Annotated in this window: 19 protein-coding genes; 11 read left to right on the forward strand and 8 right to left on the reverse strand. The window is 70.0% G+C overall.

Going from position 1 to position 22,481, the window contains the following annotated elements:
- The first annotated feature begins 36 nt into the window (after positions 1 to 36).
- From crtI to QMG86_RS22155, 3 genes are all read left to right on the forward strand, one after another.
- Positions 37 to 1,620, forward strand: coding sequence for a phytoene desaturase family protein (gene crtI / locus QMG86_RS22145; protein ID WP_434086117.1), 1,584 nt, complete (start codon positions 37 to 39; stop codon positions 1,618 to 1,620).
- A gap of 63 nt (positions 1,621 to 1,683) precedes the next feature.
- Entirely contained in the window at positions 1,684 to 3,402 is a 1,719-nt protein-coding gene (locus QMG86_RS22150; protein WP_434086118.1) for an alpha-(1->6)-mannopyranosyltransferase A, read from the forward strand.
- Positions 3,399 to 4,364: a phytoene/squalene synthase family protein gene (locus QMG86_RS22155; RefSeq protein ID WP_281874594.1), complete on the forward strand. Its 966-nt coding sequence runs from the start codon at positions 3,399 to 3,401 to the stop codon at positions 4,362 to 4,364. Before QMG86_RS22150 ends, QMG86_RS22155 begins: the two co-directional genes overlap by 4 nt.
- A gap of 652 nt (positions 4,365 to 5,016) precedes the next feature.
- Here the strand turns inward: QMG86_RS22155 and QMG86_RS22160 are convergent.
- A complete protein-coding gene (locus tag QMG86_RS22160) occupies positions 5,017 to 5,385 on the reverse strand; it encodes an Rv2175c family DNA-binding protein (RefSeq protein ID WP_281874595.1) in 369 nt (122 codons plus the stop codon).
- A gap of 118 nt (positions 5,386 to 5,503) precedes the next feature.
- Here QMG86_RS22160 and pknB point away from each other — a divergent pair, with 118 nt between their 5' ends.
- Positions 5,504 to 7,471, forward strand: a complete 1,968-nt coding sequence (gene pknB / locus QMG86_RS22165; RefSeq protein ID WP_281874596.1) for a Stk1 family PASTA domain-containing Ser/Thr kinase — start codon at positions 5,504 to 5,506, stop codon at positions 7,469 to 7,471.
- 49 nt (positions 7,472 to 7,520) lie between these two features.
- On the opposite strand, the gene QMG86_RS22170 is transcribed toward pknB, so the two are convergent.
- Positions 7,521 to 8,906, reverse strand: a complete 1,386-nt coding sequence (locus QMG86_RS22170) for a class II 3-deoxy-7-phosphoheptulonate synthase (RefSeq protein ID WP_281874597.1) — start codon at positions 8,904 to 8,906, stop codon at positions 7,521 to 7,523.
- 187 nt (positions 8,907 to 9,093) lie between these two features.
- Between QMG86_RS22170 and QMG86_RS22175 the strand changes: the two genes are divergently transcribed.
- Complete coding sequence (locus QMG86_RS22175; protein WP_281881077.1) at positions 9,094 to 9,594, forward strand: polyadenylate-specific 3'-exoribonuclease AS; 501 nt, start codon at positions 9,094 to 9,096, stop codon at positions 9,592 to 9,594.
- Positions 9,595 to 9,659: 65 nt separating this feature from the next.
- Here the strand turns inward: QMG86_RS22175 and qcrB are convergent, their stop codons facing one another.
- From qcrB to ctaE, 4 genes are all read right to left on the reverse strand, one after another.
- A complete protein-coding gene (qcrB, locus tag QMG86_RS22180) occupies positions 9,660 to 11,279 on the reverse strand; it encodes a cytochrome bc1 complex cytochrome b subunit (protein ID WP_281874598.1) in 1,620 nt (539 codons plus the stop codon).
- Positions 11,276 to 12,355 carry a cytochrome bc1 complex Rieske iron-sulfur subunit gene (gene qcrA / locus QMG86_RS22185; RefSeq protein WP_228830480.1) on the reverse strand — a complete coding sequence of 360 codons (1,080 nt, stop codon included), beginning with the start codon at positions 12,353 to 12,355 and terminating at the stop codon, positions 11,276 to 11,278. The genes qcrB and qcrA overlap by 4 nt, the downstream gene beginning before the upstream one ends.
- A gap of 122 nt (positions 12,356 to 12,477) precedes the next feature.
- The gene (gene qcrC, locus QMG86_RS22190) at positions 12,478 to 13,341 is read right to left on the reverse strand and encodes a cytochrome bc1 complex diheme cytochrome c subunit (RefSeq protein WP_281874599.1); all 864 of its coding nucleotides are present in this window, start codon (positions 13,339 to 13,341) and stop codon (positions 12,478 to 12,480) included.
- Between the two features lie 85 nt (positions 13,342 to 13,426).
- Positions 13,427 to 14,038, reverse strand: coding sequence for an aa3-type cytochrome oxidase subunit III (gene ctaE / locus QMG86_RS22195; protein WP_159840341.1), 612 nt, complete (start codon positions 14,036 to 14,038; stop codon positions 13,427 to 13,429).
- 198 nt (positions 14,039 to 14,236) lie between these two features.
- Here ctaE and QMG86_RS22200 point away from each other — a divergent pair, with 198 nt between their 5' ends.
- The 3 genes from QMG86_RS22200 (at position 14,237) to QMG86_RS22210 (ending at position 16,522) form a co-directional block, all read left to right on the forward strand.
- Complete coding sequence (locus tag QMG86_RS22200) at positions 14,237 to 14,662, forward strand: hypothetical protein (RefSeq protein WP_281874600.1); 426 nt, start codon at positions 14,237 to 14,239, stop codon at positions 14,660 to 14,662.
- A 374-nt stretch (positions 14,663 to 15,036) separates the two neighbouring features.
- The gene (gene trpD / locus QMG86_RS22205) at positions 15,037 to 16,098 is read left to right on the forward strand and encodes an anthranilate phosphoribosyltransferase (RefSeq protein ID WP_281874601.1); all 1,062 of its coding nucleotides are present in this window, start codon (positions 15,037 to 15,039) and stop codon (positions 16,096 to 16,098) included.
- Positions 16,099 to 16,237: 139 nt separating this feature from the next.
- Complete coding sequence (locus tag QMG86_RS22210; protein WP_281874602.1) at positions 16,238 to 16,522, forward strand: hypothetical protein; 285 nt, start codon at positions 16,238 to 16,240, stop codon at positions 16,520 to 16,522.
- 6 nt (positions 16,523 to 16,528) lie between these two features.
- Here the strand turns inward: QMG86_RS22210 and QMG86_RS22215 are convergent, their stop codons facing one another.
- Together QMG86_RS22215 and QMG86_RS22220 are read right to left on the reverse strand one after the other, a co-directional pair.
- Positions 16,529 to 16,804 (reverse strand): Lrp/AsnC family transcriptional regulator, encoded by a 276-nt coding sequence (locus QMG86_RS22215; RefSeq protein ID WP_063020259.1) that lies wholly within the window; start codon positions 16,802 to 16,804, stop codon positions 16,529 to 16,531.
- A 5-nt stretch (positions 16,805 to 16,809) separates the two neighbouring features.
- The gene (locus QMG86_RS22220; protein WP_281874603.1) at positions 16,810 to 18,636 is read right to left on the reverse strand and encodes a DEDD exonuclease domain-containing protein; all 1,827 of its coding nucleotides are present in this window, start codon (positions 18,634 to 18,636) and stop codon (positions 16,810 to 16,812) included.
- Between the two features lie 595 nt (positions 18,637 to 19,231).
- On the opposite strand from QMG86_RS22220, the gene QMG86_RS22225 reads away from it, so the two are divergent.
- The 3 genes from QMG86_RS22225 to QMG86_RS22235 all read left to right on the forward strand — a co-directional run bounded on the left by QMG86_RS22225 (position 19,232) and on the right by QMG86_RS22235 (position 22,233).
- Positions 19,232 to 19,801, forward strand: a complete 570-nt coding sequence (locus tag QMG86_RS22225; RefSeq protein WP_281874604.1) for a C40 family peptidase — start codon at positions 19,232 to 19,234, stop codon at positions 19,799 to 19,801.
- A gap of 257 nt (positions 19,802 to 20,058) precedes the next feature.
- On the forward strand, positions 20,059 to 21,084 hold the full coding sequence (locus QMG86_RS22230; RefSeq protein WP_281881081.1) for an NlpC/P60 family protein: 1,026 nt from the start codon (positions 20,059 to 20,061) through the stop codon (positions 21,082 to 21,084).
- Positions 21,085 to 21,231: 147 nt separating this feature from the next.
- Positions 21,232 to 22,233 carry a hypothetical protein gene (locus QMG86_RS22235; RefSeq protein WP_281874606.1) on the forward strand — a complete coding sequence of 334 codons (1,002 nt, stop codon included), beginning with the start codon at positions 21,232 to 21,234 and terminating at the stop codon, positions 22,231 to 22,233.
- The last annotated feature ends 248 nt before the right edge of the window (positions 22,234 to 22,481 follow it).

The raw sequence follows: 22,481 nt of genomic DNA on the forward strand, positions 1-22,481 counted from the left end.
GCGCGCCGTGCGCCGGACGGCGAGGAGGTGAATCGGGTGCGAACTGTCGCGGGACCGACCGATCGGGTCGTGGTGGTCGGCGCGGGATTGGCCGGCCTCTCGGCCGCCCTGTACCTGACCGGGGCGGGTCACACGGTGACGCTGCTCGAGCGCGCCGATCATCCCGGCGGCCGGGTGGGGCGCTATCGGGGCGCGGACTACGAGATCGATTCCGGCGCCACCGTCCTCACGCTGCCCGAGCTGATCACCGACGCGCTCGCCGCCGTCGGCCGCGCCCCGGAGACCTGCGTGCCTCCGCTGCGCATCCACCGGATGGCGCCGGGCTATCACGCCCGCTTCGCCGACGGCGCCGAGATCAGGGTCTTCGCCGATCCGGACGCGATGGCCGCGGAGGTCGAGCGGACCTGCGGCCCGGCCGAGGCACAGGGATACCGGCGCCTGCGCGACTGGCTGGCGCGCATCTACGCGGCCGAGTTCACCGAGTTCATGGACGCCAACTTCGACTCGCCGCTGGATATGGTGCGCAGCCCCGAAAAGCGCCGCGCGCTGGCCGAATTGGCGCGCCTCGGCGGCTTCGGCAGGCTCGGGCCCCGGGTGCGCGAGTTCCTGCGCGATCCGCGCCTGGCGCGGCTGTTCACCTTCCAGGCGCTGTACGCGGGCATGCCGCCCGCTCAGGCGCTCGCCGTCTACGGCGCGATTCCGCACATGGACACCTCGCTGGGCGTCTACTTCCCCGAGGGCGGTATGCGCGCGATCGCCGCGGCGCTGGCGCAGGCGTTCACCGAAGCGGGCGGCACGCTGGAACTGAGCACCGAAGTGGTCGGGATCGACTACGCGGGTCGCCGCGCCCGGCGCGCGCGCACCGCCGACGGGCGCTCGTTCGACTGCGACGCGCTCGTGCTCACCGCCGACCTCGGCTCGCTCGACCGCTTCGGGGTGCGCACCCGGCGCGGACTGCGCGCTTCGCCATCGGCGGTCGTGGCGCACGGCACCATCCCCGCCGTCGTCGCGGCGGACTGGCCGGTGCGGGCGCACCACACCATCGAATTCGGGCAGGCGTGGGATCGGACATTCACCGAGATCACCGCCCGCCGGGGCCGCGGCAGGCTGATGAGCGACCCTTCGCTGCTACTGACCCGGCCCGCCCTGACCGATCCGAGCCAGTTCATCGAACGTCCCGACGGACGCCATGAGCCGTTCTCGTTGCTGGCGCCGTGCCCGAATCTCGCGGCGGCTCCGCTGGACTGGCCGCGGCTGGGACCGGCCTATCTCCGGGAGCTGCTCAGCGTGCTGGAAGCGCGCGGCTACCGCGGCATCGCCGAGCACTTCGCCGTCGACCGGCTCGACACGCCGCGGACCTGGCATGACCGCGGCATGCTGGCGGGCACACCGTTCTCCGCGGCCCATCTCTTCCGCCAGACCGGCCCCTTCCGGCCGAGCAACTTCCCCCGCTCCAGCGACAATGTGGTTATCGCCGGTTGCGGCACCACGCCAGGTGTGGGCGTGCCGACCGCCCTGCTTTCCGGGAAACTGGCGGCAAACCGTATCGCGGGCGAGCTCGGGCGCGCTCCGCGTGCGACCCCGCGCACCAGCCGGATAGTGTTCGAGGCGACGCCGTAAACTAAGCGCCGACCTATTCGCTCGCGGTTGCGACCGCCGACCATTCGGGGGGACCGACACCAGATGGCATCCCCCGAAACGCGCACCGCAGAGGCCGCCTCCGCCGGTAACACCCGCACCTCGTCACTCGCCTCCGCACGTCGCGAATCGGCCGCGCCCCGTGGTTTCCTGTGGTGGATGCGCACCTGCGCCGACTTCGCCAGGAGCCCGGAGGGCCATGCCGCCCTGCTCGGCTTCTTCGGCGCGATCATGATCATGTTCGGCGGCTTCGGCGCGGGCAGCGTCCGCAAGCGCGATCCGCTGCTCGAGGCCATGCACCTGTCCTGGCTCCGGTTCGGGCACGGTTACGCGCTGTCGACCATCTGCATCTGGATCGGCGTGCTGCTCATGATCACCGCCTGGGTCCGGCTCGGGCGCGCCACGATCGGCACGGGTGACCGGATCGGCGCCGAGGTGACGCTCAACGAGCTGCGCGCCATCGTCGGCATCTGGATCGCGCCGCTGCTGTTCGCGGTGCCGATGTTCAGCCGCGACGCCTACTCCTATCTCGCCCAGGGAGCGCTGCTGCGCGACGGCTTCGACCCCTATCAGGTCGGACCGGTCGCCAATCCCGGTGTGCTGCTGGACAACGTCAGCCCCGTGTGGACCACCACCACCGCCCCCTACGGGCCGGTCTTCCTGCTGCTCGGACGCGCGATCACCGCCGTCACCGGAGACAACGTGGTGGCGGGCACCATCGCGATGCGCCTGGTCATGCTGCCCGGCCTGGCGCTGATGATGTGGGCGGTGCCGTACCTGACCAAGCACCTCGGCGGCAAGCCGACCGTCGCGCTGTGGCTGGCGGTGCTCAACCCGCTGGTGCTGATCCATCTGATCGGCGGCGTGCACAACGAGATGCTGATGGTCGGCCTGATGTGCGCGGGCATCGCGCTGGTGCTGGAGCGCCACCACGTGGCGGGCATCGTGGTCGTCGCGATCGGCGTGGCCATCAAAGCGACCGCGGGCGTGGCGCTGCCGTTCCTGGTCTGGATCTGGATGCTGCACGAACGCGAGCGCCGCGCGGCGCAGCGGGTCGGACGCGATCCGGCGCACCTGCCCGCGGGCGAGCGACCCGGCGACGCCGCGGAGCCCACCGAGGACATGCCGCATCCCGCTCTCGTGTTCGGCAAGATCGCCGGGCTCGGTCTGAGCGTGTTCGCCGTCGTCTTCGTCGCCGCCTCCGCCATCGCGGGCGTCGGCATCGGCTGGCTCACCGCGCTGTCCGGGTCCAAGAAGATCATCAATTGGCTGTCGCTGCCCACCGTGATGGCGCACGCCGTCACCTGGATCACCCCGCTGCGCCTCGAATCGGTGCTCGAGGTGACCCGCGCCCTGTGCGCGCTGGCTCTGGTCGCGGTGCTGGCGTGGACCTGGTGGCGGTTCCGGCACAGCGAGCGGGAGGCGGTGCTCGGCATCCTCATCGCGTTCGTCGCGATCGTCATCCTCTCGCCCGCCGCACTGCCCTGGTACTACTCCTGGCCGCTGGCGCTGGCCGCCGGGTTCGCGCTGTCCACCACCACGCTGATGGCGCTGGTCGGCGTGTGCACCTGGCTGATGCTGGTCTTCCAGCCGGACGGCTCGATCGGCCTGTACAACTTCTGGCACGTCGTCGCCGCCACCTTCGCCGCGGGCGTGGCGGCGCTGTCGCTGCGCACGGTGGACCCGCTGCGCCTGCGCACCACGCCGCCGAGCACTGTCGCGGCCACGCCCGGCGAGGCCACCGCTTCGCCCGCCGCCCCATGACCGGAGATCGGCTGCCCGATTCCGTCCTGCTTCCGCTCGCCTACCGCGAGTGCAGGCAGATCGCCGCCACGCACGGCCGCACCTATTTCCTGGCCACCCGGCTGCTGTCGGCCGAGCGACGGCCCGCCGTGCACGCGCTGTACGCGTTCGCGCGCATGGTGGACGACGTAGTCGACCGGGCGGACCGTCCCGCCGCAGCGCCCGATCAGGACCCCGCCGCGGAGCTCGACCTGATCGAGCGGGACCTGCGGGCCGCACTCGAATCACCCGTCGGCCGGACCGCGAGCCCACAGCCTCGTGCCCTGGTGCTGGCCGCCGTCACCCACACCATCCACCGCTACGGTATTGCGGCACAGCACTTCTGGACGTTCCTGGATTCCATGCGCATGGACGCGCCCGGCACCCCCGCCTTCCGCAACCGCTACGCCACCATGGCTGAGCTGCGCGCATACATGCGCGGCTCGGCGGCCGCGATCGGATTGCAGCTGCTACCCGTGCTCGGCACGACCGTCCCGGTGCGTGAGGCCGAGCCCGCCGCCGCCGCGTTGGGCGAGGCGTTCCAACTGACCAATTTCCTACGCGACGTCGCCGAGGATCTCGACCGCGACCGGGTCTACCTGCCCGCCGACGCCCTCGCCGCGTTCGGCGTCGACGACGACCTGCTGTTCGAGTGCCGCCGCACCGGCCGGACCGATCCGCGCGTGCGCCGCGCCCTCGCCCACCTCATCGCGGTCAACCGGGACCTCTACCGCCGCGCCGAACCTGGCATCGACCTGCTCGACCCCCGGGTCCGCCCCGCCATCCGCACCGCGGCCACCCTGTACGCCGACATCCTCCGGCATATCGAACGCAGCGACTACGCCGTCTTCGGTCACCGCGCCGTCGTCCCCCGCCACCAGCGCCTCCGCGTCGCCGCCACCGAATTCACCACCGCCACCCTCCGCAGCCGCCTCCCCCGCTGACGGGTGTGACTGGCTCGGTCCCCCATCCGACCGGCGGAACTCGCGTCACCACCAGCCCTCCAGCGGGCCGAATCTGCGAACCCTATCGGCGCAGCCGACACCTGGAACGCTCTGTGACCGGCCCGCAGCCAGAACAGTCAACCCGTCAGCCGGACGACACCTCCAAGCGGCCATCACGCGTTCACAGCCGCCCCAGCTCCCGGTTACACCGGTTGGGAACGAGCGAAATCGACCATCCCGTTAGCAGCGCGAAGCTGCGGCCGCCCGAGAAAAGCTGACGAACCGCGCCCCGAATCCGGACCCGCGCTCAGCGCACCGCAACCACGTCTTTCGAGCGAAGCGAGACCGAGCATCCGCCATTCGCGGCCCGGCTCACGTCCGAGTGGCCGCCGCGCAAGCGACGAAGAAACAAGGCGACCGCCACCGCGAAGGAGCCTCCGAAACGGCACGCTACGGGCCGCAAGGTTCATCTCCGACGCGCCCAGCGCACCGCCACCACGACTTTCGAGCGAAGCGAGACCGAGCATCCGCCGTTCGCGGCCCGGCTCACGTCCGAGTGGCCGCCGCGCAAGCGACGAAGGAGCAAGCGGCGGTCACTCGGACGTGAGCCATAAGAGGGCCGCGAACACGCCGCGCCCGCGCGGCCAAAAACTCAGAACGGGTCCGCGGCTGCCCGGCGCAGGACTTCCCGGGCCAGCGGCCCGTGCAGGGCGTCGATCGGCTTGCCGGGCAGGGTCTCGTCTTCGGTGAAGATCCACTCCAGGATCTCCTCGTCGGTGTACTTGGCATCGCGCATCACGGTGATCAGGCCCGGCAGCGGCTTCACAACCGCGCCCGTGTCATCGAAGAACCGCTCGGGGACGCCCGCCACGCCGCCTCGGCGGACGGCGATCAGCTGGTGATCGCGCAGCATCTGGTGCACCCGGGTTACCACCAGCCCGAGCCGCTCGGCCACCTCCGGCAGCGGCACCAGGGCCACCGACTGCGGAAGGACGTCGTCACTGCAGGGAAATGCACTCACCCGGACAACGGTAGACGGTCGGGCGCCGCACGTCGTGAGACACCCGGGATGGTGGGAGTCGATACCATCGTGGGGGCCGCACGGAGCGGCTGACTATGTGAAAGCCGGAGGACTTCTCTTGATCGGCCAGATGCTGGAAGGGCGCTATCGGATCGATGCGCCGATCGCCCGCGGCGGAATGTCGATGGTCTTCCGCGGGGTCGACACCCGCCTGGACCGGCCGGTCGCCATCAAGGTGATGGATCCGAAGTTCGCCGGCGATCCGCAGTTCCTCTCGCGGTTCGAGTTCGAGGCGCGCGCGGTCGCCAAACTCAAGCATCCTTCGCTGGTCGCGGTGTACGACCAGGGCGTCGACGGCGATCACCCCTTCCTGATCATGGAACTGGTCGAGGGCGGGACCCTGCGTGAGCTGCTGCGCGAACGCGGCCCGATGCCCCCGCACGCGGTACGCGCTGTAGCCGAGCCGGTCCTCGCGGCGATTGGCGTCGCCCATTCCGCGGGACTGGTGCATCGGGACATCAAACCGGAGAACGTGCTGATCTCGGATGCGGGCGAGGTCAAGATCGCCGACTTCGGCTTGGTGCGCGCGGTGGCGGCGGCGAACACCACGTCGGCGAGCGTCATTCTCGGCACCGCCGCCTACCTCTCTCCGGAGCAGGTCACCAGCGGCTCCGCCGACTCTCGCAGCGACGTCTACTCCTTCGGCCTGCTGATCTTCGAACTGCTCACCGGCCGGGTGCCGTTCACCGGCGACACGTCGATCTCGGTGGCGTATCAACGCATCGAGAACGATGTGCCCAGCCCGAGCGGTTTCATCTCCGGGGTGCCACCGGAATTCGACGAACTGGTCGCCAAGGCCACCGCGCGCGAACCCGCGCACCGGTTCGCTGACGCGAACGAGATGGCCGCCGCGCTGCGGCAGATCGGCGCCGCGCTGCGCCTGCCCCCGTATCGGGTGCCTGCGCCGCAGGAGTCCGCGGAGCATCTGAGCGCGAGTTACCGGGCCGTCGCGCCGGCTCCCGACGACCGGCCGGGCTTCGCCGGGGCCGCGGCCCATGAGCCGCATGCGCCGCAGCCGGTGCAGCACACCAGGGTGGTCACTGCCCAGCGGCCCCGCCTCGATCACGGCCCGGAGGCTTACGACCCGCCGCAACCGGTGCGGCAGGCCCACCCCGCGCCGCCGTACCCGCCCTACGCGGACGACCTCACCCGTTCCCGGCGCACCGTGTGGGTGTGGGTGGCCATCGTCGCGGTTCTCACGTTGCTGGTGGGCATCGGCGGCTGGTGGCTGGGTGTCGGCCGTTACTCGCCGGTGCCGCCGATCGCCGGTCTGGACACCGACAAGGCGGTCGCCACGTTGCAGAACGCCGGGTTCGAGACCGAGATCCGGCAGAAGGCGTCGGACACGATCCCGGTCGGCGGCGTGGTCGGCAGCGACCCGTCCGCCGGTTCCAAGATCACCAAAGGGTCCACGGTCGCCGTCCTGGTCTCCAACGGCAAGCCCAAGGTGCCGGACGTCAAACCCGGTGACCAGGTGTCGAAGGTCAACCAGTTGGTCCGGGACAACGGCCTGCAACCGGTGGACGCCGGTGAAGAGGGCAGCACCGCGCCGAAGGGAACGGTCGCCCGGGTGGAGCCGAGGCCAGGCACCGTGCTGCCGCTCGGCGCGCAGGTGAAGGTCTACCGCAGCAAGGGATCCCAGCCGGTGAAGGTTCCCGACGTCCGCGGTAAGACGACCGACGAAGCCACCAAGATCCTGAGCGACGCCGGCATCGCGATACGCGAGACCAAACCCCAGTTCGACCGCACGATCGAGGCGGACAAAGCCATCGGCACCCAGCCGGGCGCGGGCGCCACCATCCAATCCGGCGACGGCGTCGTCCTGCTGATCTCCAACGCGTTGAAGATGCCGGACGTGCGCGGGTGGACCGTGGCCAACGCCCGCGCCAAACTGGAGAGCCTCGGCCTGCAGGTCGAGGTGAAGCAGCTGGCCCGGGCGGACAGCTCGCTGGTGGTCTCGCAGACCCCGGCCATCGGGGTCAACCTCGAGGCGGGCGACACCGTCACCATCGTGGCCCTCCCCTAGCGGTCCGGCCCGCGGATCGGCGACGACCACGCGGCCCGGACGCGGGAACTCAGCGCAGCATCTCGGCGACGAGGAACGCCAGCTCCAGGGACTGCTGGGTGTTCAGCCGGGGATCGCAGGCCGTCTCGTAGCGGCCGGACAGGTCCAGGTCGGAGATGTCCTGGGCGCCGCCGAGGCATTCGGTGACGTCCTCGCCGGTGAGCTCGATGTGCATGCCGCCGGGGTGCGTGCCGAGCGCGTGGTGCACCTCGAAGAAGCCCTGCACCTCGTCGACGATCCGATCGAAGTGGCGGGTCTTGAAGCCGGTGGACGCCTCGTGGGTGTTGCCGTGCATCGGGTCGCACTGCCAGATCACCTGGTGGCCCGTGGCCTGCACCTTCTCGATGATGGGCGGCAGCACGTCGCGGACCTTGCTGTGCCCCATGCGGGACACGATGGTCAGCCGGCCCGGCTCGTTGTTCGGGTCGAGCCGCTCCACGTATTCCACGGCTTGCTCGGGCGTGGTGGACGGGCCGATCTTCAAGCCGATCGGGTTGGCGACCAATTCCGCGAACGCGATGTGCGCGCCGTCGAGCTGGCGGGTGCGCTCGCCGATCCAGAGGAAGTGCGCCGACAGGTCGTAGAGCACCGGCTCGCCGATCGCGTTCTCGCTCAACCGCAGCATGGCGCGCTCGTAGTCCAGCACGAGCGCCTCGTGGCTGGCGTAGATCCGCGCCGCTTTCAGGCTCGGATCGTTGACCCGGCACGCGGTCATGAACGCCAGGCCGCGGTCGATCTCCTCGGCCAGCGCCTCGTAGCGGGCACCGGCGGGCGACTTGGCCACGAAGTCGCGGTTCCAGTCGTGCACTTTGTGCAGGTCGGCCATGCCCGCGCCGGTGAGCGCGCGCACCAGGTTCATCGCGGCGCTCGCGTTGGCGTAGGCCCGGACCAGGCGCGACGGGTCGTGCTCGCGCAGCGCCGCGTCGGCGGCCAGCGAGTTCACCATGTCGCCGCGGTAGGACTTGAGGCCGAGCGAATCCGTGTCGGAGGAGCGCGGCTTGGCGTACTGGCCCGCGATCCGCGCGACCTTCACCACCGGCAGGCTCGCACCATAGGTGAGCACGACCGCCATCTGCAGCAGCGTGCGAATGTTGCCGCGAATGTGCGGCTCGGTGTTGTCGGCGAAGGTCTCCGCGCAGTCGCCGCCCTGCATGAGGAACGCCTCACCGCGCGCGACCTCGGCCAGCTGGGAGCGCAGCTCCTCCACCTCGGCGGGCACGCAGATCGGCGGCACGCTCTCCAACACCGTGCGCATTTTGGCCGCCTGCTCCGGATCCCAGGACGGCTGCTGCAGCGCAGGTCGCGCGAGCGCGTCGTCCAGCCGCCTGCGCAGCTCGGCGGGCAGCGGCGGCAGTTCCGGCAGGCGATCGATGGGTACGTCGACGGTCCAGTTCACGACTTCAGAATACGGACCGCCCGCCCCGTGGGGATACCCGGTGGCAGTGGTCGAGTCCGGCACCAAGGTGTCGAAAATCTCCACCGTATGGACCCTTGCGCGACGCTCGGCACACGTCACCATAGGGTTGCCGGGGAACCCTTCACCTGCCGCGACGGCACCGGAAGCCGAGGAGAGACCGATCTCGCTGCGATATTTTTATGACTGCGAATTCATCGAGGACGGTGTGACCATCGATCTGGTCTCCATCGGCGTCGTCTGCGAGGACGGCCGGGAGTACTACGCGGTGTCCACCGAATTCGATGCCCGACGCGCGGGGCCCTGGGTGCGCAAATTCGTGCTGCCCCAGCTGCCTTCGCCTTCCTCGCCGCTGTGGCGCAGCCGCGACCGGATCCGGGACGAGCTGTACGCGTTCCTGGTGCCGCGGCCGACGGTGCAACCGGAACTGTGGGCTTGGGTCTCCGCCTACGACCACGTCGCCCTGTGTCAGCTGTGGGGTTCCATGGTCGACCTGCCCAACGCGCTGCCGCGCTACACCAACGAGTTGCGTCAGCACTGGGAGGCGCACGGCCGCCCGGAACTCCCGCCCGTCCCGCCGGACGCGCACGACGCGCTGGCCGACGCCCGGCACAATCTGGCCAAGTTCGAAGCCATCGAGGCCGCACGACGGGCCACTCCCCGCCTGTGACACCCGCGATATGACGCACGACGGCCCCGAGTCGAATCGACTCGGGGCCGTTCGCGTGACGAGCGTCAGTGGCCGTTCTTGCCGTTCGCCGCCTCTTGTACGCGCTGCAGCACCTTCAGCTGCTTGTGCTCTTCCGCGTGATCGATCTCGAAGTGCCGGTCGCTCTCCTCCTGCGGGTCGGGACGCAGGAAGCTGCCGGTGCCGGGGCTACCGGCCGAACCGAGCTGGTTCATCTTCTTCGGGACCGGAGCACCCTGGTACTCCAGCGGGATCGGGTGACCGTGGTCGTCGACCGGACCGAGCGGCTGGTGCACCTCGATGTACTCACCGTGCGGCAGACGCTTGATCACGCCGGTCTCGATGCCGTGCTCGAGCACCGCGCGGTCGCTGCGCTGCAGGCCGAGGCAGAACCGGTAGGTGAGGTAGTACGCCACCGGCGGCGCGATCAGCAGGCCGATGCGTCCGATCCACGTGGTCGCGTTCAGCGAGATGTCGAACTTCAGCGCGATGATGTCGTTGACACACGACAGCGTCAGGACCAGGTAGAACGCGATGGCCATCGCGCCGATCGCGGTCCGGACCGGGACGTCGCGCGGACGCTGCAACAGGTTGTGGTGCGCGCTGGTGTCGCCGGTCAGCCGCTTCTCGATCCAGGGGTAGGCGATCAGCACGGTGAACACCAGACCCATGATCAACGCGACCCAGAACACCGCCGGGACCGTGTAGTTGCCCAGGTACAGCTCCCACGGCGGCATCAGCCGGGCCATGCCGTCGGTCCACATCATGTAGAAGTCCGGCTGCGAACCCGCCGACACCTGCGACGGGTTGTACGGACCCAGGTTCCAGATCGGGTTGATCTGGAACACGCCGCCCATGATGCCCACGATGCCGAGGGTGAAGGCGAAGAACGCGCCCTGATCGGCGGCGAACACCGGCACGATCCGCGCGCCCACCACGTTGTTCTCGGTACGACCCGGACCGGGGAACTGAGTGTGCTTCTGGTACCACACCAGCGCCACGTGCGCGGCGATCAACGCCAGGATGATGCCGGGGAACAACAGCACGTGCGCGATGTAGAGCCGCGGGATGATGATGTCGCCGGGGAAGTCGCCGCCGAAGATCAGCCAGTGCATCCAGGTGCCGATGATCGGGATGCTCATCGTGATACCGCCGAACGCGGCCCGCAGGCCGGTGCCGGAGAGCAGGTCGTCGGGCAGCGAGTACCCGAAGAACCCTTCGAACATCGCCAGGATCAGCAGCAGCGAACCGATCACCCAGTTCGCCTCCCGCGGCTTGCGGAACGCGCCGGTGAAGAAGATCCGGAACAAGTGGATGATGATCGACGCCGCGAACAGCAAGGCCGCCCAGTGGTGCACCTGCCGGACGAACAGGCCGCCGCGCACCTCGAAGGTGATGTTCAGCGCCGTCTCGTACGCCCGGGACATGGTCACGCCGCGCAGCGGCTGGTAGGCGCCGTTGTAGACGACCTCGCTCATCGACGGATCGAAGAACAAGGTCAGGTAGACGCCCGACAGCAGCAGGATGATGAAGCTGTAGAGCGCGATCTCGCCGAGCAGGAACGACCAGTGCGTCGGGAAGACCTTGTTGATCGACCGCTTCATGAAGGCGGCGGCGCGGTACCGCTCGTCCGCCTCGCTGGCTTGGGCTGCGACTGAAGGACTCATGAACGGCGCTCCCAGTAGGCCGGGCCGAGCGGCTCGATGAAGTCGCCGTTGGCGACCAAGAAGCCCTCAGCGTTGACGGTGATCGGCAGCTGCGGCAGCGCGCGAGCGGCGGGACCGAAGATCGGCTTGCCCCACTCGGTCGCGGAGAACTGCGACTGGTGGCAGGGGCACAGGATCCGGTTGGTCTGCTGCTCGAACAGCGAGGTCGGGCAGCCGAGGTGGGTGCAGATCTTCGAGTAGGCGAAGTAGTCGCCGTAGTTGAAGCTCTCCTGGCCCTTGCGCTTGATCGCCTTCTGCGCGTCTTCGGTGCGCAGGCGGATCAGCATGACCGCGTTGCGGATGCCGCGCAGCGACTGCAGGGTCGCGTGCTCGTCACCGCGCCACTTCTCCTTCCACGGGAACACCGTCTCCATGGCGCCCGCGTCCAGGTCCTCCGGGCGCACCAGCACCACGTCCTCCGGGCGACCGGTGTCGCGGCGGATGTAGATGGTCTCGCCCGGGAAGTCCGGCGTCCAGCCGGAGACCCACAGCGGCGACTTGTCGCCCTTGGCCCACGGGTTCTTGATCAGGCCGCCGACGAACACCAGCAGCGCACCGACGCCCAGCACGCCGACGCCGGCGCCCGCGGTGCGGGTGATCATTTTGCGACGCCCCAGCGTGGAGGTATCCAGCGCGTCCTGCAGTTCGGCGACCAGGGTGCGTCGCTCGACTTCCGGCGACGGACCGTCGTGCCGCTCCTGGATGGACAGCTCGGCGGGGATGAACAGCTTGCGGATCAGCACCACCGCGACGCCGATGACCAGCACCGAGATGCCGAAGGTGAGGCCGACCAGCGGGGTGAACAGCGAGTAGAGCCCGTGCCCCTCCTCGTCCTTGCCCTTGAACTCCCACGGCCAGAACAGGAACACGCCGACCAGCGCCGCGGCCGCGATGCCGGACACGGCGAACCAGAAGGTCACCGCGCGCTCGGCGCGCTTCTCCGCCCGGGTGCCCGGGATCGGGAACCGCTCGCGGCGGTAGGCGACGTCGACGCCGTCGCGCTCGGTACCGAGTTTGACCAGCTCGTCGCGTGACATCTTGTCGAGGTCCGCCTCGGTCGGCTCGGCCGGGTTGGCGTTCACCGACTGCTCCTTCGACAGATGCGCGTCGTGGCCTTCATCCGGCCGACCCATGTCGTCTCGCTCCTTCTCGCTATTGCTCATGACCGGGATCCGATCCACATCGCCGCGCCGACCACGAGCGTGATGCCGACCACCCAGATGGCCAGGGCCTCGGTCGCGGGACCGAACCCGCCGAGATCCCAGCCGCCGGGGGCGTGCTCCTCGGTCGCGTTCTTCACGTAGGCGATGATGTCGCGCTTTTCCTCCGGGCTCAGCTGGCGGTCGGAGAACTTCGGCATGTTCTGCGGGCCGGTGAGCATCGCGGCGTAGATCTGCTGTTCGCTGGCCGGTTCCAGCGGCGGCGCGAACTTACCGGAGGACAGCGCGCCGCCACGTCCGGTGAAGTTGTGGCAGGACGCGCAGTTCATCCGGAACAGCTCCGAACCGCGGGCGATGTCGCCACCGCGCAGCGACTCCTGGGCGATCTCGCCGTCGGCGTCGCGGATCACGGTCGGGCCGCCGCCGTTGGCCGCCACGTACGCGCTGAGCGCGTCGGTCTGATGGGCGTCGAACTTCGGCGGCTTGCGCTCCGCCTGGGCCTCGTTGCGGGCCATCGGCATGCGGCCGGAGGAGACCTGGAAGTAGACCGCGGCCTCGCCGACGCCGATCAGGCTGGGACCGCGGTCGGCGACACCCTGCAGGTTCGCGCCGTGGCAGGTGATGCAGGACGTGTCGTAGAGCTGCTGCCCCTCGCGGATGAGCGCGGACTGGTCCTCGTGCGCGGTGGCGCGCTGCGGGTCCGGCGTGAGGGCCGATGCCAGGAAGCCTGCTCCGACGAGGCCCACCAGCAGCGCAAGCCCGCCCGCGATGCGACGGCGAACGCGCCGCTGCCTGCGCGTCTTGCTGGCCTGGCCGTTCCCGGGGCTGGCGGGCTCTGGCGCTGACGGGGGAGATGAACTCATCTGTGTCCCTTTGGAGTAGACGGAACCGACTTCTGCGAAAGATCCTGGGTCGCACCGCGCGCGCTGGGCAGCGCGGCGTCCACGATCAGCGGACGAAGTAGATCGTGGCGAACAGCCCGATCCACACGATGTCGACGAAGTGCCAGTAGTAGGAGACGACGATCGCCGCGGTGGCCTGCGCCGGGGTGAACTTGCTGACCTTGGTGCGCACCAGCAGGAACACGAACGCGATCAGACCGCCGATGACGTGCAGACCGTGGAAACCGGTGGTGATGTAGAACACCGAACCGTAGGAGCTGCTGGCGATCGACGTGCCCTCGTGCACCAGGTTCATGTACTCGTAGCCCTGGCCGCCGACGAAGAACGCGCCCATCAGCAGCGTGACGACATACCAGCGGCGCAGGCCGAACACGTCGCCCTTCTCCGCGGCGAACACGCCCATCTGGCAGGTGAACGACGACGCGACCAGCACGGCCGTGACCGGCACGGCGAGCTTCAGGTTCAGTTCGGTCGGCTCCGGCGGCCAGTTACCGTGCGCCTGGGCGCGGGCGACGAAGTACATCGCGAACAGGCCGGCGAAGAACATCAGCTCGCTCGACAGCCAGATGATGGTACCGACGCTGACCATGTTGGGCCGGTTCAGCGAATGCACACGCTGGGTAATGGCCGATCCTGGGGTCCCTACTGCGGTCGTCACGGGGGTAAGTATGACTCGTCGTAGTACGACGGCCGTACCCGGGTACGAAACTGGTTCCTCCGTGTCGGAAAACCCAGGAAACGACAGGCTCTGGACCAGGCGGGCGGCCTCGGGCGAGTGGCGTGCGCGACGCTGGAACGGGTCGCACGCGGACGAACGCGCGCCCAGCATGACAGCCGAGGGTAAGGAGAAGCTGAGATGAAGGTTCGGGTGCCACTGTGGCGGCGGCTGTGGCGGCGGGACCGGGACACCGCCCTGGACCCGGACCGAGCCGATCTGGTCGTGGTCGCGTCCGGCTTCGACGACGCCGAGGCGTGTTCGGCCGCGCTGGCGCGCGCGACCGCACTGACACCGGACGCGCCCGCGGTGCTGCGCCACCATCTGCGCATCCCGCCCCGGCACGTGCAGACCGTCTGCGCGATCGCCGCGCAGGACGGCTATTCCCCCGCACCCCAGGTCGGCGGCGCGGGCACCGACGCGCTCGAAACGGTCATCCTTCAGCGCGTCCAGCTGCTCGACGCCCTGCACTGCTCCCAGGAGCGCTCCCGCATGGCCGGCCTGGCCCAGCGTCACGACGGCATCGCCGACGGCTGGGACGCCCTGCAACCGGGGCAGCAGCTGTAATAACGCACCGACCTGGCTTCCGCGGACGTCGCGACCCCAGCTGGCGGATTCCGAGCGAAGCGAAACCGGCGCTCTTCGTCCACCACGCACGAAGACGGCCGCAGCTCTCCAATGCGCGGACTCGACTGCCGACGCGCTCAGCTCACCCCGGCCACGAGTTTCGAGCGAAGCGAGACCGAGCATGCGCGTTCGCGGCCCGGCTCGCGTCCGAGCGGCCGACGCGTAGGCGACGAAGGAGCAAGCGGCGGTCGCTCGGACGCGAGCCACAAGAGGGCCGCGAACACCCAGCGCCGCAGGCGCTGGAAAGACCAACACAGCTAGGCTGCAGGCAACCAAACCGGTGCGGGAACCGGTGTCGACGGGAGAAGTGTGGAATGAGCGTGCGCAGCTGGCCCCAGGTGCTCGGAACCCTCGCCGACGGTGGCGACCTGGCCGCGGACGACACGGCGTGGGCGATGAACGAGATCATGTCCGACAACGCCACCCCCGCCCAGATCGCCGCGTTCGGCGTCGCCATGAAGATCAAGGGCCCCACTCCCGCCGAGCTGACCGGCCTGGCCACGGGCATGCTCGAGCACGCCCGGCTGGTGCGGATCGACGGCGACGCGGTCGACATCGTCGGCACCGGCGGTGACCGCTCCGGCTCGGTGAACATCTCCACCATGTCCTCGATCGTGGTGGCCGCGGCCGGGGTTCCCGTGGTCAAGCACGGCAACCGCGCCGCGTCGTCCAAGAGCGGCGGCGCCGACGTGCTGGAAGCGCTGGGCGTCAAGCTGGCGCTCGGCCCCGAGAGTGTGGCGCGTTGCGTGCGGGAGGCCGGCATCGGTTTCTGCTTCGCCGCCGTGTTCCATCCCGCCCTGCGGTACGCGGGCGCGGCACGCAGCCAGATCGGCATTCCGACCGTCTTCAACGTGCTGGGGCCGCTGACCAACCCCGCGCAGCCGCGCGCCGGGCTGGTCGGCTGCGCGTTCGCCGATCTGCTGCCCGTGATCGCGGGCGTGTTCGCCGAACGCGGCGCGAGCGCGCTGGTGGTGCGCGGCAACGACGGCCTCGACGAGATCACCACCTCCGACACCACCGAGGCCTGGATCGTCGCGGGTGGAAGGACCCGCCGGACCACCATCGACCCCACTCGCATCGGGATCCCCCGGGTCGAGCTGGACGCGCTGCGCGGCGGCGACGCCGAGGTGAACGCGGGCGTGGCCCGCGACGTGTTCGCCGGTAACGGTGGCGCGGTCCGCGACGCGGTGCTGCTGAATTCGGCCGCCGCGATCGTGGCCTACGACTGGTCGCGCGGCGCGGGCGATCCGGACGCCGACCTGCACGCCGCGCTCGCCGCGGGCATCGAGCGCGCCGCCGCGGCGATCGACACGGGTGCGGCGACCGCGCTGCTGGAGCGCTGGGCGAAGCTGACGCAGACCCTCGGCGACAGCTGACGCCTGCCGCCGCGGCCGACACGCTGAGCTGAACGAAGGTCCCGGCCGGGCCGGGGCGGTAACGTCGGACGGGCAATCCGGCGCATGCCGAGTTCGTCGGGCACCGCGCCGACCGGTTCGACCGACGAGGAGCACAGCCATGCGACCCACTGTCCCGGCGCTACTCGCCGTCCCCGCCGCCGCGGGCATCATCGCCGCCCCGGCGGCGAATGCGGCCGACGGCGCCCTGTTCGCCGACGGCGTCGTCTACGAGAACCCGGTCGGCTGCCTCGAGGTCGGCGACGGGTCCGACGTGGAGATCCGCAACCGCACCGACGTCGTCGTCCACCTGCACGACGCGCCGGGATGCTCGGGCGACGTCGTGGCGCTGGCGCCCAACGACGCCGCCTATTTCGCGGTGCGCAGTGTCCGGGTCGGGGACTGAGCGGGACTACTCACCCAGCGAGAACCCGGCCTCCACTTCGGCGCGCGAGTACGACTTGAACGCGATGTGCGTCGTGGTGCGCTCGACGCCCGGTGTCTTGTCGATCCGGCCGGTCACCACCTCGGCGATCTGCTCGTGGTCGCGCACCCGCACGATCGCGATCAAATCCACGTCACCGGCGCAGGAGTAGACCTCGGCGACGCCCTCGGTGTCCGCGACCGCCTGCGCGGTCTCGGGGATGCGGCCGTTGTCGGCGTGAATCAAGACGATCGCGGTAATCATGACGCTCAGCCTAAGCGGTCGAGATAGCCCTGCTCGGTCGGTTGCGCGCGGACCGCCGCGTCGGCCAGGTCCGCCCAGCCCAGCCAGCGCGCCGCGCCGAACACCGGCTCGTGATACCCGTCCGTGGTGCGCACGATCCGCACGCCGGGCCGTGCCAGCCAGCGGGCGATCAATGCCACCTCTTCCGGTGCCGCGCCCCGCAGCGGCGGGGCGTCCTCGCCCCCGGCGTTCTCCCCGGATTCCCCGATCGACGCCTCTCGCTCTGGAAGCGGAGCCTCGGCGCGCGTGAAAGTCCCTGTCGGAACCACCGTTTCGGCGGAGGCGACGATCTGGTCGACGATGGGCATCGGCGGCGTGCCGCGCGGTGCGGTGCCCGAACCGGCCAGGCGGCCGTACCGGATGACGGCGAACTCCCACCCGCCGTTGCCGTCCGGATGCGCGGCGATCAGTTCGGCGATGCGAGCCACGGCGGCCAGTCGTTGCGTTCGGTGCAGGGCGCGCACCACCCGCGCCGCCCGGTCGCGCAGCCGCGCGGCCGCCTCGAAATGTTCGGCCCGGCAATGCGTTTCGATGTGATCGAGCATGTACCTGATCGGCGCGTCGCTGCGCCCGGCGAACAACGCGCGCACGAGCGCGGGCGCGGGGGCGTACTCCGTCATGGTCGACGGCCTGTCACCGGCGCCCGCCGGACACCCGCCGACGAGCGCGGGCGGGCACTCGTGCGCCGCCCGCCGGGACAATCGCGTCGCACAGGTTCGCAGGCCGGTGAATTCGGCGATGATCACACCCAGGTCGGCGGCGTCGTTGCGGGAGTGGAACGGCCCCAGCGCGTCCCTACCGGCCTCGCGCACCACCGAGAACCGCGGGAACGGCTCGTCGGTGAGGGTGAGCCACCAGGCCCGCTTCGGGAATTTCGACCGGCGATTGTAGGGCGGCGTGTGCGCCACCAGCAGCCGCAGTTCGCGGACCCCGGCCTCGAGCGCGTGCGCGCACACCACATGGTCGACCCGCGTCGCCAGCGACACCATCTCCTTCATCCGGCCACGGGTCTCCGAGCCGGTGAAGTAGTTGCGGACACGGCGGCGCAGGTTCACGGCCGTCCCTATATATAGGGCTTCATCGGAAGGACCGCGGAACAGATACACCCCCGGAGCAGCGGGGAGGTCGGCCGCGAGGACACGTTTCGAGCGCTGCCGGGGCGTGACATCCGGGAGGTAGTCGAGCAGCTCGGTCAGACTGTGGACGCCCTGGTTGCCCACTCGGCCGATCAGCGCGTGCAATACGTCGACGGTCGCGCGGGCGTCTTCCAGTGCGCGGTGCGTCGGCTGAGTGGAGGCGCCGAGCAGCCGGGCCAGCGAACTCAGCCGGACGGAGGGGGCCTCGTCGCGCCCGAGCACCCGCCGCGCCAGCTTCACGGTGCACAACACCTGCGCAGGCGGCCACGGGGTGTCGCACTGCGCGGCGGCGGCGCGCAGGAACGCCATGTCGAACCGGGCGTTGTGCGCGACCAGCACCGCGCCCGCCGCGAATTCCAGGAAGCCTGGCAGCACCGCCTCGATGCGCGGCGCGGCGTACACCATCGCGGTGGTGATGCCGGTGACGTGCACGACCGCGGGCGGGATCGTCCGTCCGGGGTTGACCAGCGTCGCGAACTCTCCGAGCACCTCCCCGCCGCGCACCTTCACCGCGCCGATCTCGGTGATGGCGTCGGCCCCGGGGCTGGTCCCGGTGGTCTCCAGGTCCACGACCACGAATGTCGTGTCGTACAAGGGGGTGTCGAGCTCGTCGAAAGCCAGCTGCTGGGCGGGCGGGCGCGGCGCGGGGTCGGGCACGGCGTGCAGCGTATGGCCACGGTCCGACAGGAACCGGGCGCGCGAACACCACACGAAATGTCCGAATGACACCGTGGGGATTCCGGGGCGATACCCGGGAAATGATCTAGAAATGCGATAAAGAGACCCAGATCACAAAAGGTCGAAAACTGTATCAAACATTGCCGCGAGTCGGACGAAATGCGCCGGCCCCGCGCCGAGCGATTCGACAAGCCTTGACTCTACGGTGTACGAACGGGTGACCATATTGATCACTACGGCACATTTTGCAGGCCTACCTGCGAAGACAATCCCGGAGTCGGTCTCGGGCCGCCGGTCGGTACTGGCCAGTTCTCCCAGCCGCCGCAGCCTGTGCCGTCTTGGGAATACGCCGCCGTTATCTGTTCGTGATTCGATGGGACATATCTCACACCGATTCGCCGGTGAAATTGTTGAGCGACCGCATTTCGCTTTGCCGGCGCTTTACAAATCACCGTGATGTCTTCGTAACCTTTTCGAGACCTCACGGAGTCCGCCGCGCCGACCGGTGCGGCCCCGACGCAGTCCGCGGCACCACCGGGTGCGGCGTCGTGAGGCAGATTGGGAGTACCGCATCATGACGACCAACGCCGTCAAGCGTCACGCACAGCGCGCTGTTGCCGCCGGGGCCGTCGGCGCTGCCACCATCGGCGCGTTCCTGCTGCCCGCAGCCCCCGCGTCAGCCCAGCCGGTGACCATTCCCGGCGTGGGAACCTTCGAGGTTCCGAACGAAGTCCCGGTGCCGCCGGGTCTGCCGGGCCTCGAACTGCCCGGTCCGGCTCCCCTCCCCTTCGTCGCCCCCAAGAGCTCCGGCGACATCGCCCTGGACGCCGCGCTGAGCAAGGTCGGCTCGCCGTACGTCTACGGCGCCGCGGGCCCCAACGCCTTCGACTGCTCCGGCCTCGTCCAGTGGTCCTACCGCCAGGCGGGCGTCGAGCTCCCCCGCACCAGCGGCGCGCAGCTCGCCGCGGGCAGCCCGGTGTCCCTGGACGATCTGCGGCCGGGCGACCTCGTCTCCTTCTACGGCGGCGGCCACTCCGGCCTCTACGCCGGTGACGGCAACGTCGTGCACGCGTCCACTTCCGGCCAGCCCGTGAAGGTGGCGCCCATCTCCTCGATGCCGGTCGCGGGCGCTCGCCGCTTCTGAGAAGCAGCTGGTCGGGCCGCGAGGCCGCGGCCCGACCGCAGGACGGCTCCGTGATCGTTTCGTGCTCTGCTGGACATCGACCCGGGCCGTTCCGTAACCTAACCGAGACCTTCGATTGATTACCCGCGGTTCGCCCACCGCAAACCCCGGGTTCGACGAAGACCTCCGCGTCGGTTTCGCGAAAGATCGCTTCACGAGAGAACGGGGCACCGCCGGCTGTGGCCGAACATCACCGCAGACAGCAGACCAAACGCCTGATGGGCGGGACGCTGGCAGCCGGAATCCTGGCCGCGGGCCTCTACAGCGGCGGTCCGGCCGGAGCGGATCCCGTAGCGCTTCCCACGAACGCCACCGAGGCCGTGCAGCGGATGATCGATCTGTCTCATCAGTCCGAGCAGCTCAACCAGCAGGCCCTGGGAGCGGAAGCCGAACTGGAGGCCAAGCTCGCCGTCCAGCGTGACGCCGACGCCCGGCTGGCCGCCAGCACCGCCATGGTCGACCGTGCCCGGGACGAGGTGCGCCGCTACCAGCCGGTCATCGACCGCACCGCGATCGCCGCCTACCAGGGCGCCCGCACCAACCGCCTGTTCGCCGTGCTGGTCAGCGATTCGCCGCAGCAACTGCTGGACCAGATGTCCACGCTGGACGTGGTGTCCGCGCAGACCTCCGAACAGCTCGACCACTACGACAAGGCCACCGCCGCCGCGACCGCGGCCGAGTCGGCGGCCCGCACCGCCGCCGACGCCGCACGCGCCGCGGCGCAGAAGGCCGACGCGGTGCGCATCGATCTGGAACACAAGCGCAGCGATCTCGGCGGCGCCATCGCCGAGGTGGTGCAGGCGTGGAGCGCGCTGTCGGCCAAGGACAAGTCCGCTCTCGCCGGATCACCGTTCCCGCCCGGATTCGACCGCGACACCCTCTTGCAGGGCCTCGTTCCCGGCAGCGGCACCAGCGCGCTGGCGGCCGGGCTCACGCGAGTCGGCGACCCCTACGTCTGGGGCGCCACCGGTCCCAACCAGTTCGACTGCTCCGGCCTGGTCCAGTGGGCGTTCAAACAAGTCGGCAAGAACGTGCCCCGGACAAGTTCGCAGCAGGCCACCTACGGCACCCCCGTGGCCAAGGACGATCTGCAGCCCGGCGACGTCGTCTTCTTCTACTCCGACATCTCGCACGTCGGCATCTACGCGGGCAACGGGCTCATGCTGCACGCCTCCACCTTCGGCGTCCCCGTCGCGGTCGCCCCCATGAGCTCGACACCGTTCCATTCGGCCCGGCGATACTAGAGGCCGTGAGCGAGCCAACCAGCGGCACCGCACGACCCACGACAGCACCGACCGGCGACGGTCGATCGTGAGCGACCCGCGCGAGCCCGGCGGCACATCCGGCACCGCACGGCCCGTCGGCGCCGTAGCCCCGTCCGGGGTGCGCCGATGAGCGGCTCGAGGAGACTGCGCGCGTGGTGGTCGGCGCGGCGGCGATTCGAGTTCTGCCTCACCGTCGCGATGGTGGTGGCGCTCACCGGCGTGTGCGTCGCGCTGCTCATGGTGCCGAACACGGTGCTGCCGAGACTGCGAGCGGCGGAACCGGGTGCGGCCGAGGCGGTGGGTCAGGCGGCGGCCGCCGATCCGAGGCTGGCCGAGGTACGCCGCATCATCGAACCGTTCGGATCGATCATCGCCCGCCAGGTGCCGACCGGTGACGGACGGCAGTCCCTGGTCGTCGGCCATCCCGACCAGCGGATCGAAATCGATGTGCTGGAGCGCGCGCTCGCCGACGCCACCGCCGCGGTGACCGACGTGTGGGGTCCCGGCTGGGCGCAGTCCGCGCTCGTCGTCGTCGCCTCGTCGCCCTCCGAATTCGCGGCTCTGCTGCGCTCGCCCGGCCTCCTGCCCGCCGAAGTCGCCGCCGCCTCCGTCGCCGATCCGTTGCCGCCGGGCGGCAGGCCCACCGGCCAGCGTGTCGTCTTCGGTCCCGACACCGGGCGCCGCCTCGACCCCGAGGGCATGGCCACCCTGCTGCGGCACGAACTCACCCACATCGCCGCGCGCGCCGAGACCGTCGACGGTGCCCCGCTGTGGATGCTGGAAGGCTTCGCCGACTACACCGCCCACCATCGCGAGGGCCAGCGCTTTGCCGACATCGCTCCTACCCTCACCGCGCACGGCCACGCCGGGCGGATCCCCGACGACCTGCCCACCGACGCCCGATTCTCCGGCCCCGACGCCGCATTCACCTACGAGCAGGCCTGGTCGATCTGCGCCTTCGTCGCCGAGAAATACGACCCGCCCCGCCTCGTCCAGCTCTACCGCCGCATCGCGGCGGGCAAGCAGGACCCGGCCACCGAAGACAGCATCCTGCGCGAAGTCCTCGGCACCACCCGCGCCGATTTCGTCGACGACTGGCGCGACTGGCTACGAGCCCGAACCGCCTGACCCCGCTACCGCCGCAACATCGCGACATCGCCGCCGCTGCGTCTCGGTCTGCGCCGCCGGCCGAGACGCGTGGCGCAAACACGACAACGACGACGATCCCGGCGACCCGTCCTCGGCAACGCCCGTCACCACGGTCACCCTCACCCACGGCAGCGACAACATCGGCGTCTCCGGTCCTGACGGCGCCAGTTCGCGTCCGAGCGACCGCTGCGTCGACGATCACCCCGAATACCGCCCACAAATCGCAT

Origin of the sequence: Nocardia sputorum (genome assembly GCF_027924405.1) — a bacterium.
GTDB lineage: Bacteria > Actinomycetota > Actinomycetes > Mycobacteriales > Mycobacteriaceae > Nocardia > Nocardia sputorum.

Excerpts from the sequence above, each read along its gene's own strand:
- QMG86_RS22215 (WP_063020259.1), bottom strand. The coding sequence starts at position 16,804 with ATGATTACCGCGATCGTCTTGATTCACGCCGACAACGGCCGCATCCCC.
- QMG86_RS22230 (WP_281881081.1), top strand. The coding sequence starts at position 20,059 with ATGGGCGGGACGCTGGCAGCCGGAATCCTGGCCGCGGGCCTCTACAGC.
- qcrC (WP_281874599.1), bottom strand. The coding sequence starts at position 13,341 with ATGAGTTCATCTCCCCCGTCAGCGCCAGAGCCCGCCAGCCCCGGGAAC.
- QMG86_RS22155 (WP_281874594.1), top strand. The coding sequence starts at position 3,399 with ATGACCGGAGATCGGCTGCCCGATTCCGTCCTGCTTCCGCTCGCCTAC.
- QMG86_RS22235 (WP_281874606.1), top strand. The coding sequence starts at position 21,232 with ATGAGCGGCTCGAGGAGACTGCGCGCGTGGTGGTCGGCGCGGCGGCGA.
- trpD (WP_281874601.1), top strand. The coding sequence starts at position 15,037 with ATGAGCGTGCGCAGCTGGCCCCAGGTGCTCGGAACCCTCGCCGACGGT.
- QMG86_RS22225 (WP_281874604.1), top strand. The coding sequence starts at position 19,232 with ATGACGACCAACGCCGTCAAGCGTCACGCACAGCGCGCTGTTGCCGCC.
- QMG86_RS22210 (WP_281874602.1), top strand. The coding sequence starts at position 16,238 with ATGCGACCCACTGTCCCGGCGCTACTCGCCGTCCCCGCCGCCGCGGGC.
- qcrA (WP_228830480.1), bottom strand. The coding sequence starts at position 12,355 with ATGTCACGCGACGAGCTGGTCAAACTCGGTACCGAGCGCGACGGCGTC.
- qcrB (WP_281874598.1), bottom strand. The coding sequence starts at position 11,279 with ATGAGTCCTTCAGTCGCAGCCCAAGCCAGCGAGGCGGACGAGCGGTAC.
- QMG86_RS22150 (WP_434086118.1), top strand. The coding sequence starts at position 1,684 with ATGGCATCCCCCGAAACGCGCACCGCAGAGGCCGCCTCCGCCGGTAAC.
- QMG86_RS22200 (WP_281874600.1), top strand. The coding sequence starts at position 14,237 with ATGAAGGTTCGGGTGCCACTGTGGCGGCGGCTGTGGCGGCGGGACCGG.